Below are 16464 nucleotides of genomic sequence, written 5' to 3'. Positions count from 1 at the left end.
AAATACAAAATCTTTTGCTCGCAGTGTGTTAGATAAAAAGACCTAGTCTAATTATCACTGTAGACCTAAATTGTTACGCATGTTTAGGTCTCGTTTCTGTTTGTGATAGCAAATATTGAGTTCAACCCGGCATCAACTTTGCCCGACTAACCCATATTTGCGAACCATTCCACGTAATTGATGGTAACTTAGCCCGAGCAATTCTGCAGCCTGACGCTGATTGAACTTAGCTTCTTCCAGCGCACGGTTGAGCAAGCTAATATCTTGCTCTTCTTGCCACTGTTTGTAATCGAGCGGGAAATGAACTTGAGTGCTTTGTTCGGCCACATCTTGTTCTTCTTCTTGCTCATTCGAGTGACCCAAAGCGTTGTCCCAGACGGTTGCGAAAGGATTGAATATCAACTGATCAATTGGATCGGCGTTCAAGCCATGTTGATAGATCGCGCGCTCAATAACGTTTTTCAGTTCCCGAACGTTCCCTGGCCAAGGATAGTCAAGTAACGAGCGTTCTGCTTCTGCGGTGAAACCGACGAAATATTCAAGCTGAAGTTCGCGGCACATCTTAATGGCGTAGTATTCCGCCAAAGAAAGAATGTCTTCTTTTCTCTCACGGAGAGGAGGAAGCATGATGACATCAAAAGCAAGCCGGTCGAGCAGATCGGCACGGAAATCACCTTGTTCAGCAAGTTTGGGTAAGTCGGCATTGGTCGCACAGACTAATCGCACGTCGGCATTCAAAGCAGTGTGCCCGCCAACGCGTTCATATTCACCATATTCGATTACGCGCAGCAACTTTTCTTGCACTAACAGTGGCGCAGTCGCCAGTTCATCAAGGAAAAGGGTACCGCCTTCCGCTCGCTCAAAACGACCTTTATGTTTGCCTTTTGACCCAGTGAACGAGCCAGATTCATGGCCAAACAATTCAGAATCAATCAAACCTTCGCTCAATGTGGCACAATTTAATGACAGAAGTGGCTTGTCCCAACGTCTTGATAAATAATGCAAACGCTGTGCAATAAGCTCTTTACCGGTACCGCGCTCACCAATAATGAGTACCGGGCGTTCAATTGGCGCAAGTTGTGATACTTTATCTAATACAGCGAGAAAAGCGGGCGATTCACCAATCAGGTTTTGCTTCATAGATTCCTTCTTACTTAGCTGCCTAGGTGTGAATTCAATAGGGAATTGGTGAAATTCACCAACAGTTGGTGAAAAACATCATAGCATAATGGTGCATAACAACAACAAAATGAATAACCTATTGATTTTATGGTGGAATTTAAGTTGGCACGTAACTTGTTATGTATTTAGGTAGACACAAGGTAAATCACCACCTTGTCGGGTTTTAATAGGAAAAAAGAGGAGTTCCGTCATGGGTATTTTTTCTCGTTTTGCAGATATCGTTAACTCAAACATCAGTGCATTGTTGGACAAGGCGGAAGATCCTGAAAAAATGATCCGTCTCATCATTCAAGAAATGGAAGACACGCTTGTCGAAGTGCGCACCAACTCAGCGAAAGCGATTGCAGACAAAAAAGAGCTGGCTCGTAAAGTTGAGGCTATCGAAGATCAGATCAACGAATGGGGCAAAAAAGCCAGTCTTGCGTTAGTGAAAGAGCGTGAAGATTTAGCGCGTGCTGCTCTTATAGAGAAGCAAAAGCTTGAACAGTTAATCAAAGGTCTTCATACAGAACAAACTTTGGTTGAAGAGACCATTGATAAGTTAACCGGTGAAATTGGTAAGCTGGAAAACAAAATTGCGGAAACACGAGCGAAACAGCAAGCTCTGGCAATCCGTAATCAAACGGCAACTAATCGTCGTGATGTACAAAAACATCTTCACACTAGCCGTACCAATGAAGCGATGGCTAAGTTTGAACAATACTCACGTAAAGTCGATGAGTTGGAAGCGGAAGCTGACCTATATTCAAGCACTGGCCAGTCAAAATCGTTAGAGCAGGAGTTTGCAGAGCTTCAGGCGCAAGATGAAATTGAAAAAGAGTTGGCAAAACTGAAAGAACAGATGTCATCACAAGATAAATAAAAGAGGAGCCATTTATGACGACATTTTTTATAACAGGACCAGTCATTGTCTTTTTGATCTTTGTCGCTCCACTTTGGCTCTTCTTACACTATCGCAGTAAACGTAAAACGGATAGTGCACTGTCGAGCCAGGATCTGGAGCGCCTTCAGGTACTATCCGAAAAAGCAGAATCGATGCAGGCTCGGGTAGATACACTTGAACGCATTCTAGACGCAGAGTCACCAACGTGGAGACGCAAGTATGAGTAGTCGAGAGCTTTATCGCGACCCAGCAAATGGCAAGCTTGCCGGTGTGTGTGCCGGATTTGCTAACTACTTTGGTGTGGAGGTCTGGTTGATTCGTATCTTGGTTATTTCTGCAGGTTTGCTAGGCGGTACGTTTTTGGTGCTTCTCGCCTATGTCGCTTTGGCGTTTATGTTGGAAAAGCAGCCAATGACTTATTCAGAAAATATCAAGGCCCAGCAGGATCATACTCTAAAGAGTAAGCCATGGCAGAAGGGTCAAAGTCCGGAGCAGTTCTTGAGTGTGCTTGAGCGTGATTTTAACCGCATTGATGGCAAAATTCGCAATATGGAAGCGTATGTCACTTCCGATACATTCAGAGTCAACAGAGAGTTCAACAAACTCTGAGGATTATGCAACTAGGATTTTATTTTAAAGAGCAGGCCCCAAGCCTGCTTTTTGCTCACAATTTCCTCATTTAAATCAATATTATCTCCGCCTCACATGGCAGCTTGAGCATTGTTCATCTAACTTAAATGTAGTCTCTATATTCGTTGGATGAATATGATGAAAAAGTTGCTCATTCCAATAGCCGTTACGGCTGCTTTGTCGGGATGTGGTAAAGAACTACCACCCGTTCCCGAACCAGAATCTCGACCCGCTAAACTTTTTACGGTCTCTGTTGGTAACTCACAGTTTGATCGTCATTTCCCTGCTACGACTGACTCTGGCGATAAAGCCGTATTAGCCTTTCGTGTGCCCGGGCTACTTCAGTCGATTGACGTTCACGAAGGCCAACTCGTCAGTAAAGGTGATGTGTTGGCAACACTGAACCCCGACGAATACACGCTTCTGGAACAACAAGCGAGAGCAAATTTTGCGCTCGCGGACGTGCAATACCAACGGTATAAAAAGCTTCGTGTCGATCAGGTTGTGTCAGAACAGGACTTTGATGAAGCGAAAGCCAATCACAATTCTGCCAAAGCTCAGTGGGATCAGGCGAAAGCGAATTTGAGTTACACCAAACTCGTTGCTCCTTATGATGGTACGATCTCATACCTTCCTGCGGAAAACCATGAATACGTTGCCGCCAAAGAAGGCGTGATGAATATCCAAACCAATCAATTGATGAAGGTGATATTCCAGCTTCCTAGCCACTTGCTTAATCGTTACGCACCAGGGGTTAACGTCACAGCAAAAATGGAATTTGATGCCTTTCCAGAACGGTCATTCGATTTAACTTTTCAGGAGATCGATACCGAAGCCGACCCTAAAACGGGCAGTTACAAAGTCACTATGGTAATGGAACGTCCTGAAGGCGTTGGGATCTTACCAGGGATGTCCGGTAACGTGCTTGTTACTTCACTGAACTCCGGCGTTACAACCATTCCCAATTCAGCACTGTTTGTAGAGTCAGGACAAAGCTACGTCTGGCGTGTAGATGAGCAAGGTATTGTGACCAAAGCCGCGATCACAATGAATGACAAAAATCAGGTTCTACAAGGCCTGGATGACGGTGATGTGATCGTGATTTCTGGCGTCAACGTGATAGAGCCGGGTATCAAAGTCAGAGCCTGGGTTAAGGAAAGAGGGTTGTAATATGAAAAGAATTATAGCCTTAGCTGTCTTATGCCTGCCGTTCTTCATCTCGGGTTGCGGTGATAAAGGGCCTGAAAAAGAGGTGGAAATCCCCCGAGTAAGAGTCGTTTCTTTAGAGGGGAGTAAGGTCGACGATAATCTGTACTTTCCTGCGGTGGCCAATGCGGCTGATCGTTCGCATCTCAGTTTTAGAGTTGCGGGAGAAATTAGCAGTATCAGGGTCAAAGAGGGCGATAAGGTGAAAAAAGATGACGTTATTGCCACGTTAGACCCGACGGATTATCAATTGGATGTGGACAATGCTTCTGCCCGGTTTTCTGTAGTGGATAGTCAATACCGCCGCTCTCGTCCTCTTGTCGATAAAGGCTTACTGGCTAAATCGCAGTTTGATGAAATTGCTGCTCAGCGCCAAATCGCTCTGGCAGAGCTGAAACTAGCTCAACTACGTTTGTCATTTACGACTTTAAAAGCACCAGTGGATGGCATCATCTCCAGAGTTAATGTTGATCAGTTCGAAAATATTCAAGTTGGCCAATATATCGTGAATATACACAGCTTGGATCGTTTCGAAGTACTTATTCAATTTCCGGATCGTTTGTATGTCAAAGAGCCTCCGACTGATGAAAGGCTCACCTCCATTCAGGGGGTTGTGCGTGTTCCAAGCGGTAATGAATACATAGGAACCGTAAAAGAGTTTACCACTGAGCCCGACCCAGCAACCGGCACGTTCACGGTTACCCTCTCACTTCCGATGCCAAAAGACGAATACATCCTTGATGGAATGGCGGTTGAAGTCACGTCAAAAGATGAAAAGGTCGGTTTGAATTTGAATGTCGGGATTAATGTACCAATCGAAGCAATTTTCAACGCGGATGGCGATGACCTGAGTCGTGAAAACAAGTTCGTTTGGGTATTGAATGAAGATAATACCGTTTCTCGCCAACAGATACGTACAGGTAAAGCGTCAAAGACATCGATACAAGTGCTTGATGGGCTTGAACTACACGACAAGGTTGTCGTTGCCGGGGTTGCGAGACTCAGAGAAGGTATGCAAGTAGAAGTGGTTGAGCAGGAGGCTGGTTTATGAACGAGAAAAATAAAGTGCCTCAAACGGATGAAGACGTAACGGGAATCGCGGCGTACTTTATTAAAAACCGTGTGATCAGTTGGATGGTTTCACTGATTTTCTTGATCGGTGGGGTCTCCGCATTTTTTGGATTAGGACGTCTGGAAGATCCTGCTTTCACCATCAAAGACGCCATGGTCGTCACCTCGTATCCCGGCGCTACGCTTCAACAAGTGGAAGAAGAGGTCACGTACCCACTTGAAAAAGCCATTCAGCAATTGACATACGTCGATGAGGTGAATTCTATTTCGAGTCGTGGGCTGTCTCAAATTACCGTAACGATGAAAAACAATTACGGCCCGGATGACTTACCTCAAATTTGGGATGAATTAAGACGAAAAGTTAATGACTTGAAAGGCACGTTACCTCCTGGTGTGAATGATCCTCAGGTGATTGATGACTTTGGCGATGTCTACGGCATTTTGCTCGCAGTGACCGGAGATGGTTATAGCTACAAAGAACTGCTGGATTACGTTGATTACCTGAGACGGGAGCTCGAACTTGTAGACGGTGTGAGTAAAGTATCTGTGTCTGGCACACAGCAAGAACAGGTCTTTATTGAAATCTCGATGAAGAAATTGAGCACTTTGGGTTTGTCTCCCGATACCGTATTCGGTCTCCTCTCAACTCAAAACGTAATCTCTGATGCTGGTGCGATCAGAATTGGTGATGAGTATATTCGAATCCAACCAACCGGGCAGTTTCAAAATGTCGATGAGTTGGGTGATTTATTGCTGACCGAAGTGGGTGCTCAGGGGCTGATTTTCCTTAAAGATGTGGCCGAAATTAAACGCGGGTATATTGAGGTTCCAACCAATATCGTCAACTTCAATGGCAGCTTGGCGCTGAATGTCGGTGTTTCGTTTGCACAAGGGGTTAATGTTGTTGAAGTCGGGAAAGTGTTTGATCGCCGACTTGCTGAATTGAAGTATCAACAACCCGTCGGAATCGAGATTTCAGAAATTTATAGTCAGCCGAAGGAAGTGGATAAATCGGTAAGTGGCTTTGTTGTGAGTCTCGCACAAGCGATTGGGATAGTGATCGTCGTATTGCTGTTCTTTATGGGGCTTCGTTCTGGCTTGCTTATCGGTTTGATCCTGCTGCTAACCGTCCTTGGCACATTCATCTTCATGAAGTACCTGGCCATCGATCTACAACGTATTTCTTTAGGGGCGTTGGTCATCGCTTTGGGGATGCTGGTGGATAATGCCATCGTCGTTGTGGAAGGGATATTAATAGGTACGCAAAAGGGAAGAACGCGCTTACAAGCAGCGACCGATATCGTTACCCAGACTAAGTGGCCTTTGCTTGGCGCGACTATCATTGCGGTCACCGCTTTTGCGCCGATTGGGCTTTCGCAGGACTCCACAGGTGAGTACTGCGGTACCTTGTTTACCGTGCTTCTCATCTCTTTGATGCTCAGTTGGTTTACCGCGATTTCATTGACGCCATTTTTTGCCGACATTTTCTTCAAAGGCCAGAAAATAAATCAAACGGAAGGCGAAGATAGCGACCCGTATAATGGTATTGTTTTTGTTACCTACAAGACGTTTCTCGAGTTTTGCATGCGTCGGGCATGGTTCACTGTCGTGGTCTTAATTGTTGGGCTCGCGGCCAGTGTGTACGGATTTATGTTTGTAAAACAGTCCTTCTTTCCATCTTCAACAACACCGATTTTTCAGTTGGATGTTTGGTTACCTGAGGGGACGGATATTAGAGCAACCAATGATAAGCTGAACGAACTTGAACATTGGTTAGCGCAACAAGAACATGTTGAGCATATTACGACGACGGCAGGGAAAGGCTTGCAGCGTTTCATGTTGACGTATGCACCAGAGAAAAGTTATGCCGCGTATGGTGAAATCACCACGCGAATGGAAAACTATGAAGCGCTTGAGCCCTTGATGGCGCGTTTCCGAGAGCATCTAAAAGCCAATTACCCTGAAATTAACTATAAACTTAAACAAATTGAGTTAGGCCCGGGTGGTGGTGCGAAAATTGAAGCGCGACTTATCGGTTCTGACCCAACGGTGCTTCGCACGCTCGCCACTCAGGTAATGGATATTATGTACGCTGACCCTGCCGCGACGAATATTCGACATGATTGGCGAGAACGTACTCAAGTTTTGGAGCCTCAGTTTAACGAGAGCCAAGCTCGCCGTTACGGTATCACCAAATCAGATGTCGATGATTATCTCTCCATGTCGTTTTCGGGTATGAAGATTGGTCTTTATCGTGATGGTACGACGTTGATGCCAATCGTGGCTCGATTGCCTGAAGATGAACGAATCGATATTCGTAACATTGAAGGAATGAAAATTTGGAGTCCGGCAAAAACTGAATTTATCCCGCTGCAACAAGTGACAATGGGATACGATATGCGTTGGGAAGATCCAATCGTTGTGCGTAAAAATCGTAAACGTATGCTCACTGTGATGGCTGACCCTGATATATTGGGTGAAGAAACGGCTTCAACATTGCAAAAGCGTCTACAACCTCAAATCGAGCGATTGAGATGCCGCCGGGATATTCTATCGAGTGGGGCGGTGAATACGAGTCATCAGGTGATGCTCAGGCGTCGTTGTTTACGACAATGCCAATGGGTTACTTGTTCATGTTCCTTATTACCGTATTCCTGTTCAACTCGGTTAAAGAACCTTTGATTGTGTGGCTGACTGTTCCACTGGCTCTGATTGGTGTTACCACAGGACTTTTGGCCCTGAATACGCCATTTGGTTTTATGGCTTTACTGGGCTTTCTCAGTTTGTCGGGGATGGTACTGAAAAACGGCATCGTTTTGCTTGATCAAATTGAGATTGAAATGAAGTCAGGTAAAGATGCCTATGATGCGGTTGTCGACGCCGCAGTGAGCCGTGTCCGTCCTGTATGTATGGCGGCAATCACCACGATTTTAGGCATGATTCCGCTTTTACCCGATATTTTCTTCAAGCCAATGGCTGTGACGATCATGTTCGGTTTGGGTTTTGCGACGGTATTAACTTTGATTGTTGTCCCAGTCCTGTATCGTCTATTCCACAGAGTAGCCGTACCGAAATAGAATGAGTATAAATCGATAACGCCTCTGGCTAGCGAGTCAGGGGCGTTTTTATAAGGACGTATAATGACAGAAAATAACAGTTGCGCCTGGGCGATGAACCACCCGCTGGAACGTGAGTATCATGATGCTGAGTGGGGAATACCCGTTTATGACGATAAAGTACTGTTTGAATTTATTACGCTTGAAGGTGCACAAGCGGGGCTAAGCTGGATAACCATACTAAAGAAAAGAGAAGGCTACAGAGAAGCATTTGAACACTACGATTTAGATGCTTTGGAGCAGCATGGTGAAGAGCGAGCTGAATATATCGTAGACAATTATGATGTCGTCAAACATCGCGGCAAGATCAATTCAGTGTTCAGTAACGCAAAAGCCGCTAAGGCGTTGATTGATGAGTATGGAAGTTTGTCAGAGGCTTTGTGGCAGTTTGTCGACCATAATCCAGTGATCAATCAATGGCAGGATATGAGCGAAGTGCCCGCGTCTACCGAGCAATCAAAAGCGATGAGTAAATTCCTTAAGAAAAAAGGTTTTAAATTTGTCGGAGAAACCATCTGTTATGCGTTTATGCAAGCGGTCGGAATGGTAGATGACCATATCGTCGGATGTCCGTGTAAAACGGTGCCGGACTGACTAAACCAAACTATAAGAAAATGCCCTCGAGTTGAGGGCATTTTTGTGGATATCGATTCCTAAAGTGAAACTTCTTCCTCTAGAATCAGGGCATTGTATCTTGCCAAACCTGCTTCCAGATCGGCGATCAAGTCCTCGACGTCTTCCAAACCAATGTGAAGACGGATTAACGTCCCTTCAAAATGTGGGTGCGAGACTGTGCGTAAGCTATTAAAGCTCTTTGGTTCATTGGCAAGTATCAAGCTCTCGTAACCACCCCAGGAGTAGCCCATGCTGAAGTGTTTCATACCGTCAAGCAAGGCTGTTGTTGCTTTAGGGCATGATGTTTTGAGTACGAATGAGAACAGACCATTACCGCCGGTAAAATCGCGTTTGAAAAATTCATGGCCTGGCGAGGTTTCCAGTGCAGGATGCAGTACACGCTCCACTTCAGGGCGAGTTTCTAACCATTTAGCCACTTTTAAGCTGCTCTCTGCATGTTGGCGAAGACGAACATCTAGAGTGCGCAGACCGCGGAGGCCCAGATACACATCGTCAGGAGAAACACACTGTCCCATCAAGTAGCTTTGTTCTCTCAATTGTGGCCAGTATTTCTCTGAAGCGACTGCCGTGCCCAGCATAACGTCTGAGTGACCGACGATGTATTTCGTCGCAGCCTGCACTGAAATATCAACCCCATGGTCAAACGGAGAGAAGTTAACACCAGCGCCCCAAGTGTTATCGAGTACCACAACGATGTCGTGCTCATGGGCGATACGAGCAAGGGTCGGAACATCTTGTACTTCCATGGTAATTGAACCCGGAGATTCCAGGAAAAGTACTTTGGTATTTGGTTGAATTAAATCACGAATGTTCTCGCCGATCATTGGGTCGTAGTAGGTTGTCTCTACGCCCATTTTTTTCATGATGACGTTACAGAAATCACGAGTCGGTTCGTAACACGTGTCAACCATAAGAATGTGGTCACCAGTCTCAACTAAAGACAGGATTGTGTTCGAAATAGCTGCAGTTCCACAAGGGTAGAGAGCACACCCCGCACCGCCTTCAATTTCAACCATCGCGTCCTGAAACGCGAAATGTGTGTTAGTACCACGACGTCCGTAAAACAGCGTTTTGTTTGCGCGGTTAATTGCTGCTTGGTTTTTTTCTGCAACACTATCAAATACGATGGTTGAAGCACGCTGAACTGGTGGGTTAACAACACCGTTTGTCCACTTTTTATCGCGGCCTGCGGTAATCAGCTTGGTCTTTTTGCCCTCTGACATATAAATTCCCTGTTTAAATAAAACGATTTTGATTATTTAAAACATGGACTACGGGTTGTTTGCAAGGGAAAACTCTATTATCGAGCCATAACCACTTGGAACACCTAATAGCCTAAGGGAATACCCAGTGAGTGTGATGAGGGTTATCTCACTTATTTGGGGTTTATAGGAGTCAGATAAAACAATCCCGCGCCAAACAGTTTGGTGCGGGATTGAAGTCGCTCTTACCAGCAAAATTCTTTAAAGCAGAGGATTAAACAGATAGAAAACACGCTCTAAGAAGCGAGAGAACAAGCTCCGTTTATCCCACACCTTTTTTTCCACCGGATAGGACTGTTTGATGTAACTGTCTTGCAGAGATGACATCTCTTTGGTGAAGTCTTCATCATCGACTGCAAGCGTTACCTCAAAGTTCAGCCACAAGCTACGCATGTCCATGTTTACGGTGCCGACTAAACAAAATTGGTCGTCAATAACGACAGATTTTGTATGCAGCAACCCGCCATAAAACTCATAAATTTTTACACCCGCGGCAAGAAGCTCACTATAGAAGGCGCGAGAAGCCCACTGAACCATTACCGAGTCATTTTTATGAGGGATGATAAGTTCTACTTCAATGCCTCTTTGCGCGGTCATCTTCAGTGTCTCAAGCAAATCGGTGTTCGGCACGAAATACGGAGTGGTGATTCTCACCGAACGATTGGCCTGATTGATCGCTAACGTTAACACCTGATAAATAAGATACTCCGGCATGCCTGGACCTGACGGTACCACTTGTATCGGATGTTGGTACTGATAACTATCGATTTTGCATTCCGGTCGCTTAGGAAGTTGACGCTCGCCGGTTTCGACCTCCCAGTCCCAGCAGTGAATGGCGCTTAGCACATTAACCGTTGGGCCAGTAATCCGCACCATAATGTCAATCCAATGACCGACACCACTGCTTTGCTTAAAGTAAGCCGGATCGACGAGGTTCATTGAGCCGGTGTAAGCGATCTCGTCATCAATAACAATGATCTTTCTGTGTTGGCGAAGATCTAAACGGCGCAAGAAAATACGCCACATTTTCACTTCCAAGGCTTGTATAACTTCAATGCCCGCATCTTTCATCATGCGGTACCACGGGCTTCTGAAAAAGCGTGGGCTGCCAGCAGAATCCAGTAACAGTTTTACATTGACACCACGTTTGGATGCTCGGATAAGCGCTGAGGCGACGGAATCGGCTAGACCTCCGGGGTGCCAAATGTAGAACACCATCCGAATACTGGTTTGCGCATTTTCGATATCTTCGATAATCGAGTGCAAAATTTCGTCTGGCTTCTGTTGCAATGAGAGCGTGTTACCACTGAGAGCGGGTAGCCCGAGACGGTTATTACACAGTTCATCAATGCGATAGATATGACGCCCCATCGTTTCAGGCATGTGCGCGTGGCAATCATTAAGTTGGCTGAACCATTCTGCAAAGGGGGCGAACATCTCTTTCGCGCGCTCAGCTCGCTTTCTGCCCAAATTAAGTTCACCAAACAGGAAATAACACGCGACACCAAGAACCGGAAGAATATAAATGATCATCAGCCACGCTAACGAAACACTTACGGCACGGCGTTTTAAAACTACCCGAATGGTGACACCAGCGACCAATAACCAATACAGTCCAATGCCAGCAAGAGTAAGAAAATGATAAAACTTATCCATATACGCTCAAATTTATACGCCCATCTAGGATATTAGGCATAAAAGTGTGTTGGGGAAACTGCTTTCTTATTAAGAGTTAGAGTGATTTTATATGAGGGATTAAGTTCATAACAGGGGAATCTGTTATTCATGTTTGAAAACCAAGGTTAATCTTTAATCAGTGAATAAAAAAGCAGCATATAACATGCGTGATGCAGCAATTGTGCGATAAATATACTTGTTGAGGCTTTTAATTTTAATGGGGAACTGGTTTACTGACCGCATAGAGCGTCTAACATTATTTTCATAAGTGTATAACTTAATATAAACACACATTTTTGACGCCTATCTCAATGCAAACACAACACATTTAATTTTGGAGAAAAAGCGTGGCTACAACTAATACAGCACCACGTGATACGTGGGGGTCTAAATTAGGCTTCGTTATGGCCGCAGCGGGTTCCGCTGTCGGCTTAGGTAATATATGGAAATTTCCTTACACGGCGGGAGAGGGTGGCGGTGGCGCATTTGTTGCCATTTATCTAATCTTCGTCATCTTTATTGGCTTTAGTGTAATGCTGACCGAATTTGCCGTTGGTCGAAAAACAGGTCGAGCTGCTGTTGGTGCATTTAAATCAACCGATCGCCGCTGGACGTTTACAGGCGTAATGGGCGTACTGAGTGGCCTGCTAATCATGGGTTTCTACCCTGTTGTTGGCGGCTGGGCTCTGGCTTACATCTTTAAGGTGGGCTCGGGCTTGCTGAGTACTCCTGACGCTATCGGCGATAGCTTTGGAGCTTTTATCTCTGACCCTATCCAGCCTCTGATTTGGATGGCGCTTTACCTGTTCATGAATATCTTCATTGTTATGAAAGGTATTTCTGGCGGTATCGAGAAAGCAGGTAAAGTTCTGATGCCACTGCTATTCCTTATTTTGATCGTCGTATCAATAAAAGGTCTGATGCTACCAGGTGCAATGGCAGGTGTTGAGTTCTTGTTCATGCCAGACTTCTCTGAAGTCAACAGCAGTGTGGTACTTGCTGCGCTCGGGCAGGCGTTCTTCTCACTAAGTTTGGGTATGGGTTGTATGATTACTTACGGCTCTTACCTGAAGAAGAAAGAAAACGTGGTTCAAACCACAGGCATGATTACAGCAATGGATACAGGCGTCGCAATTCTTGCGGGTATTGCAATGTTCCCTGCGATGTTTGCTTTCGGTATTGAGCCAGCAGCAGGCCCAGGTCTGGTGTTTGTTGTTGTTCCACAACTGTTTGCTGAAATGGGCGGTCTAATCGGCTTCCTGTTTGCGATTATGTTCTTTGTTGGTCTGACGGCGGCTGCATTAACGTCTTCGGTTTCACTGCTTGAAGTTGTGGTTTCTTACCTAATCGATGAAAAAGGTATGAAGCGTTCAAAAGCGGTGCTTTCAGCAAGCTCGGTAATGGCAATATTGTGTGTATTCGCTTCTTTGTCACTGGGCGGAATGGGTCCAACACTGTTTGGTACAGGTGCATTCGACATCTTCGACCTACTGACTGACAAAATCTTTATGGCTGTTGGTGGTATGTTGCTGTGTATCTTTGCTGGCTGGAGACTCAAGCGTGATGAACTTGAGAAAGAAATCACGAATGATGGTGAAGTATCTTTCCCACTATTTGGGCTATGGTACAACCTAGTGAAGTACGTTATTCCAGTCGCGATTGCAATTGTTGCTTTCATGGGCATCAAATCAGGATTTGACAGTGGTAAAGGTGAAATCATGGTACTCGGTATCGTGACTATCGGCCTGGCAGCTATCTTCTCGAAGAAGCTGTAAACCGTCACATCTTTAAAAAGGGAGCCAGGTCGGCTCCCTTTTTTATTCCAGTTACTGATTCTTGCTTACTTGATAATTTGTAGGCAGCTTACACACGTTAACTTTTAGAGCGTAAGCTAGGGGTAGGGAAAGCGGAATAGGCAGTTTAAGCTCGCCTAATCAATCAGAATCGGTATACTTCTGGCTCCAAACGTGGAGCTAGGTTTTTATGTTCGATATTCTACATACCCATCCAGATTTTCTGATCATCAACAAGCATCCCAACGTCTCTGTTCATAAAGACGATGGTGACACTATGCTGCTGCAAGAAGTGGCGAAGCAGAGTGGGGATGAGCAGCTATATCTCATCCATCGGTTGGATAAAATGACGTCGGGTATTCTGCTCCTCGGACGCAACGCCAAAGCGGCCAGCGTCTTGTCTCAAGCCTTTGCTGATCGACAAGTGGAAAAATTCTATCTGGCGATTGGCTCGAAAAAGCCGAAAAAGAAACAAGGTTTGGTGATTGGCGATATGGAACGTTCACGCCGTTCATCATGGAAACTGGTAAACAGCAAACATAATCCTGCGATAACACAGTTTTTCTCCCTTGCTGCAGAACCCGGTGAGCGCCTATTTTTGTGTAAGCCTCACACTGGCAAAACGCATCAAATCCGCGTGGCATTAAAATCGGTTGGCTCAGGTATTGTTGGCGATCCAATTTACAATGCGGGTAACGAAGCTGATCGCGGTTATCTGCATGCCTTCTCACTTTGCTTCCAATATCATGATGAGCAATATCGCTTTGTCTGCGATCCGAGAGATTATGAAGCCCTTGGCAATAAATGGCACAGTGAAATTGTCTCTCAAGGCTTGGATAGCTGGCTTTCCCCATGGGAACTGAACTGGCCTACGATCAAATAACCGTCACAAAGAAATTAATAAGAGAATTCGATGCAAGCATCACAACTTTCGCTGTTTTTTCAGCATCTGGAAACCGAGCTCGCGCAAGCTCCGAGTGAAATTCGTCGACTGTTTCACGGCCGTGGCCGTCGTTTTGAAGGTCTAGAGCAAATCACTTGCGACTGGTTACAAGGTCAGTTGATCATTAACTTATTCAAAGAAGTCGACGACGCGTTTCTCGCTGAATTGAAAAGTGGCCTCAATGCGTTAGCTGAATCAGAACTGTGGGCAAGCAAACAAGGCCGTACAATGGTACTTCAGCACCGTTATGCCGATGGCGCACCTTCAGAAGTGCTTGTTGGTGAGTTAGATGCTCGCCCCGTAGTTGAAGAAAGCGGTTTGAAATACCAGTTGGATATTGGCCGCAACCAAAACTTTGGTCTGTTTTTGGACATGCGTTACGGTCGCGATTGGGTACGCGAAAATGCCAAGCATAAAAATGTGCTTAACTTGTTTGCTTATACCTGTGGCTTTTCTGTCGCTGCCATAGCGGGTGGTGCAGACAAAGTCGTAAACGTAGATATGGCGAAAGCGTCGCTGTCTAAAGGGCGCGAGAACCATAAGCTAAATGGTCACAACACAAACCAAGTCAGCTTTATGGGGCATGATATCTTTAAGTCGTGGGGCAAAATTAAAAAATCTGGCCTGTACGATATGATCATCATTGACCCACCTTCATTCCAGAAAGGCAGCTTTGCACTGACCAAAGACTACAAAAAGATTCTGCGCCGACTGCCTGATTTGTTGGCAGAGGGCGGGCAAGTAATGGCGTGTGTGAACTCACCATCTGTGACCAGTGATTTCTTGATTGAAAGTATGCAAGAAGAAGCGCCACAACTGACGTTCCGCGAGCGTCTGGATAACCCGCCAGAGTTTACGGACGTGGACAGTGAAGCGGCATTGAAAGTGTTGCTATTTAGCTAAAAAACTCTCTGTCGCAATAGAAGAAAAATTAAACAAAAAGCGCCGCGAAACATCTAATCAGACGCATCGCGGCGCTTTTTTGTATTTGGAGAATTAACCAATCTGCACTTCAAGATCTGCTTCAATGGTTGATGAGCAGGCGAGCACATAGCCTTGTTCAATTTCTTCTTGCGTCAATGTTTCTAGGCTGGTGGAAGAGACGCTGCCTTTACGAACTTTGCACTTGCAAGACCCACATATGCCACTTCGACATGCGACGATGAGGGGTAAGCCCGCGCCTTCAAGCACATCTGCCAATACCTGACCTTTTTGCGCATCAATGGTTTGAGCAAAGTCAGGCACGGAGACACTGGCGGTTTCATCTGATACCGCTGAAGGTTCCGTAGCTGCTGGCGTAAAGCTCTCTTGATAGAAGTTTGCCATGTCAAAACCGAGTTCGCTCAAGTATCCGTGAACATCTTGCATGAACTGGCTTGGGCCACAGAGGTAAACCGTGCGTTGCTTAAAATCAGGGACTAGCGTTTGCAGCCAGTCTGCGTCCAAGCGACCTTGCGGATGCAACGTTCCTTCGTTGTTCTTCAGCAACAGCTTCAAATGGAAATTGGGATACACGGCACCGAACGTTTCTAACCGATCGTAGTAAATCGTCTCTTCTGGGCTACGCGCGATATGGAGAAATTCAATATCCACGTTGCTTTCATCCTGATTATTCAGCCAGTGTTTTGCCATCGAAAATACTGGTGTGACGCCGCAACCAGCACTGATCAGCAGCGCTTTTGTTTTTCCGTCGTGTAGAACGGGCGGGTGGTCAATGCAGTTAAATTCGCCTGCTGGTGGCAAAGCCTGAACGGTATCGCCAAGTAGTAATGAGTCGACGATGTAGTTAGATACTTTACCGCCAGCTACACGCTTGATGGTAAGTTGAAGGTGATCGTCTTCATTAACGGAGCTGATTGAATAGGCACGAAATTCCAATTTTCCATCAATTTCGACACCCAGATTAATAAACTGACCGGGTTTAAATTGAAACAGAAGTGATTCGGTTAATTCGGCCAACTTGATGCTGACGGTATCGTGTGTTTCGAAATATTTGTCGATACAACGGAGCGTGACGGGTTGGTTGCCTTGCCATTCAAAAAACATAACAATCTCTTTGGTTGGA

At 45.5% G+C, this 16464-nt stretch carries 13 protein-coding genes and 1 pseudogene; 10 read left to right on the top strand and 4 right to left on the bottom strand.

Translation table 11 applies throughout. The annotated features are described in order from the left end of the window. Nucleotides 1-132: 132 nt before the first annotated feature. Entirely contained in the window at nucleotides 133-1140 is a 1008-nt protein-coding gene (pspF, locus tag L9Q40_RS12865; protein WP_014231518.1) for a phage shock protein operon transcriptional activator, read from the bottom strand. Nucleotides 1141-1372: 232 nt separating this feature from the next. Here pspF and pspA point away from each other — a divergent pair, with 232 nt between their 5' ends. The 7 genes and pseudogenes from pspA (at nucleotide 1373) to L9Q40_RS12830 (ending at nucleotide 8682) form a co-directional block, all read left to right on the top strand. Then, a complete protein-coding gene (gene pspA, locus L9Q40_RS12860) occupies nucleotides 1373-2044 on the top strand; it encodes a phage shock protein PspA (RefSeq protein ID WP_020332966.1) in 672 nt (223 codons plus the stop codon). Nucleotides 2045-2058: 14 nt separating this feature from the next. Further along, nucleotides 2059-2292 carry an envelope stress response membrane protein PspB gene (gene pspB, locus L9Q40_RS12855; protein WP_014231520.1) on the top strand — a complete coding sequence of 78 codons (234 nt, stop codon included), beginning with the start codon at nucleotides 2059-2061 and terminating at the stop codon, nucleotides 2290-2292. After that, nucleotides 2285-2674 (top strand): envelope stress response membrane protein PspC, encoded by a 390-nt coding sequence (gene pspC, locus L9Q40_RS12850; RefSeq protein WP_020332968.1) that lies wholly within the window; start codon nucleotides 2285-2287, stop codon nucleotides 2672-2674. Before pspB ends, pspC begins: the two co-directional genes overlap by 8 nt. A 159-nt stretch (nucleotides 2675-2833) precedes the next feature. Further along, nucleotides 2834-3865, top strand: a complete 1032-nt coding sequence (locus tag L9Q40_RS12845; protein WP_498793523.1) for an efflux RND transporter periplasmic adaptor subunit — start codon at nucleotides 2834-2836, stop codon at nucleotides 3863-3865. Nucleotide 3866: 1 nt separating this feature from the next. Beyond that, nucleotides 3867-4952, top strand: coding sequence for an efflux RND transporter periplasmic adaptor subunit (locus L9Q40_RS12840; protein ID WP_498793521.1), 1086 nt, complete (start codon nucleotides 3867-3869; stop codon nucleotides 4950-4952). Beyond that, nucleotides 4949-8049: pseudogene (vmeI, locus tag L9Q40_RS12835) on the top strand (efflux RND transporter permease subunit VmeI). The gene L9Q40_RS12840 and the pseudogene vmeI overlap by 4 nt, the downstream one beginning before the upstream one ends. 63 nt (nucleotides 8050-8112) lie before the next feature. Next, nucleotides 8113-8682 carry a DNA-3-methyladenine glycosylase I gene (locus L9Q40_RS12830; protein WP_065296668.1) on the top strand — a complete coding sequence of 190 codons (570 nt, stop codon included), beginning with the start codon at nucleotides 8113-8115 and terminating at the stop codon, nucleotides 8680-8682. A gap of 59 nt (nucleotides 8683-8741) precedes the next feature. Here the strand turns inward: L9Q40_RS12830 and L9Q40_RS12825 are convergent, their stop codons facing one another. Continuing rightward, nucleotides 8742-9947, bottom strand: coding sequence for a cystathionine beta-lyase (locus L9Q40_RS12825; RefSeq protein WP_498793519.1), 1206 nt, complete (start codon nucleotides 9945-9947; stop codon nucleotides 8742-8744). A 240-nt stretch (nucleotides 9948-10187) separates the two neighbouring features. After that, nucleotides 10188-11642, bottom strand: a complete 1455-nt coding sequence (gene cls, locus L9Q40_RS12820; protein WP_014231527.1) for a cardiolipin synthase — start codon at nucleotides 11640-11642, stop codon at nucleotides 10188-10190. Nucleotides 11643-12067: 425 nt separating this feature from the next. On the opposite strand from cls, the gene L9Q40_RS12815 reads away from it, so the two are divergent. The 3 genes from L9Q40_RS12815 (at nucleotide 12068) to L9Q40_RS12805 (ending at nucleotide 15302) form a co-directional block, all read left to right on the top strand. Beyond that, nucleotides 12068-13438: a sodium-dependent transporter gene (locus L9Q40_RS12815; RefSeq protein WP_217906122.1), complete on the top strand. Its 1371-nt coding sequence runs from the start codon at nucleotides 12068-12070 to the stop codon at nucleotides 13436-13438. A 208-nt stretch (nucleotides 13439-13646) separates the two neighbouring features. Beyond that, entirely contained in the window at nucleotides 13647-14339 is a 693-nt protein-coding gene (locus tag L9Q40_RS12810; RefSeq protein WP_498793517.1) for a TIGR01621 family pseudouridine synthase, read from the top strand. A 30-nt stretch (nucleotides 14340-14369) separates the two neighbouring features. Continuing rightward, nucleotides 14370-15302, top strand: a complete 933-nt coding sequence (locus L9Q40_RS12805; RefSeq protein ID WP_498793515.1) for a class I SAM-dependent methyltransferase — start codon at nucleotides 14370-14372, stop codon at nucleotides 15300-15302. Nucleotides 15303-15395: 93 nt separating this feature from the next. On the opposite strand, the gene L9Q40_RS12800 is transcribed toward L9Q40_RS12805, so the two are convergent. Next, complete coding sequence (locus L9Q40_RS12800; protein ID WP_498793514.1) at nucleotides 15396-16445, bottom strand: FAD-binding oxidoreductase; 1050 nt, start codon at nucleotides 16443-16445, stop codon at nucleotides 15396-15398. Between the last annotated feature and the right edge of the window lie 19 nt (nucleotides 16446-16464).

It is taken from the genome of Allocatenococcus thiocycli, assembly GCF_921292965.1.
In the GTDB taxonomy this organism is placed as follows: domain Bacteria; phylum Pseudomonadota; class Gammaproteobacteria; order Enterobacterales; family Vibrionaceae; genus Vibrio; species Vibrio natriegens.
Note: the sequence above shows the minus strand (reverse complement) of the source record. Positions and strands in the feature narration are given on the sequence as shown.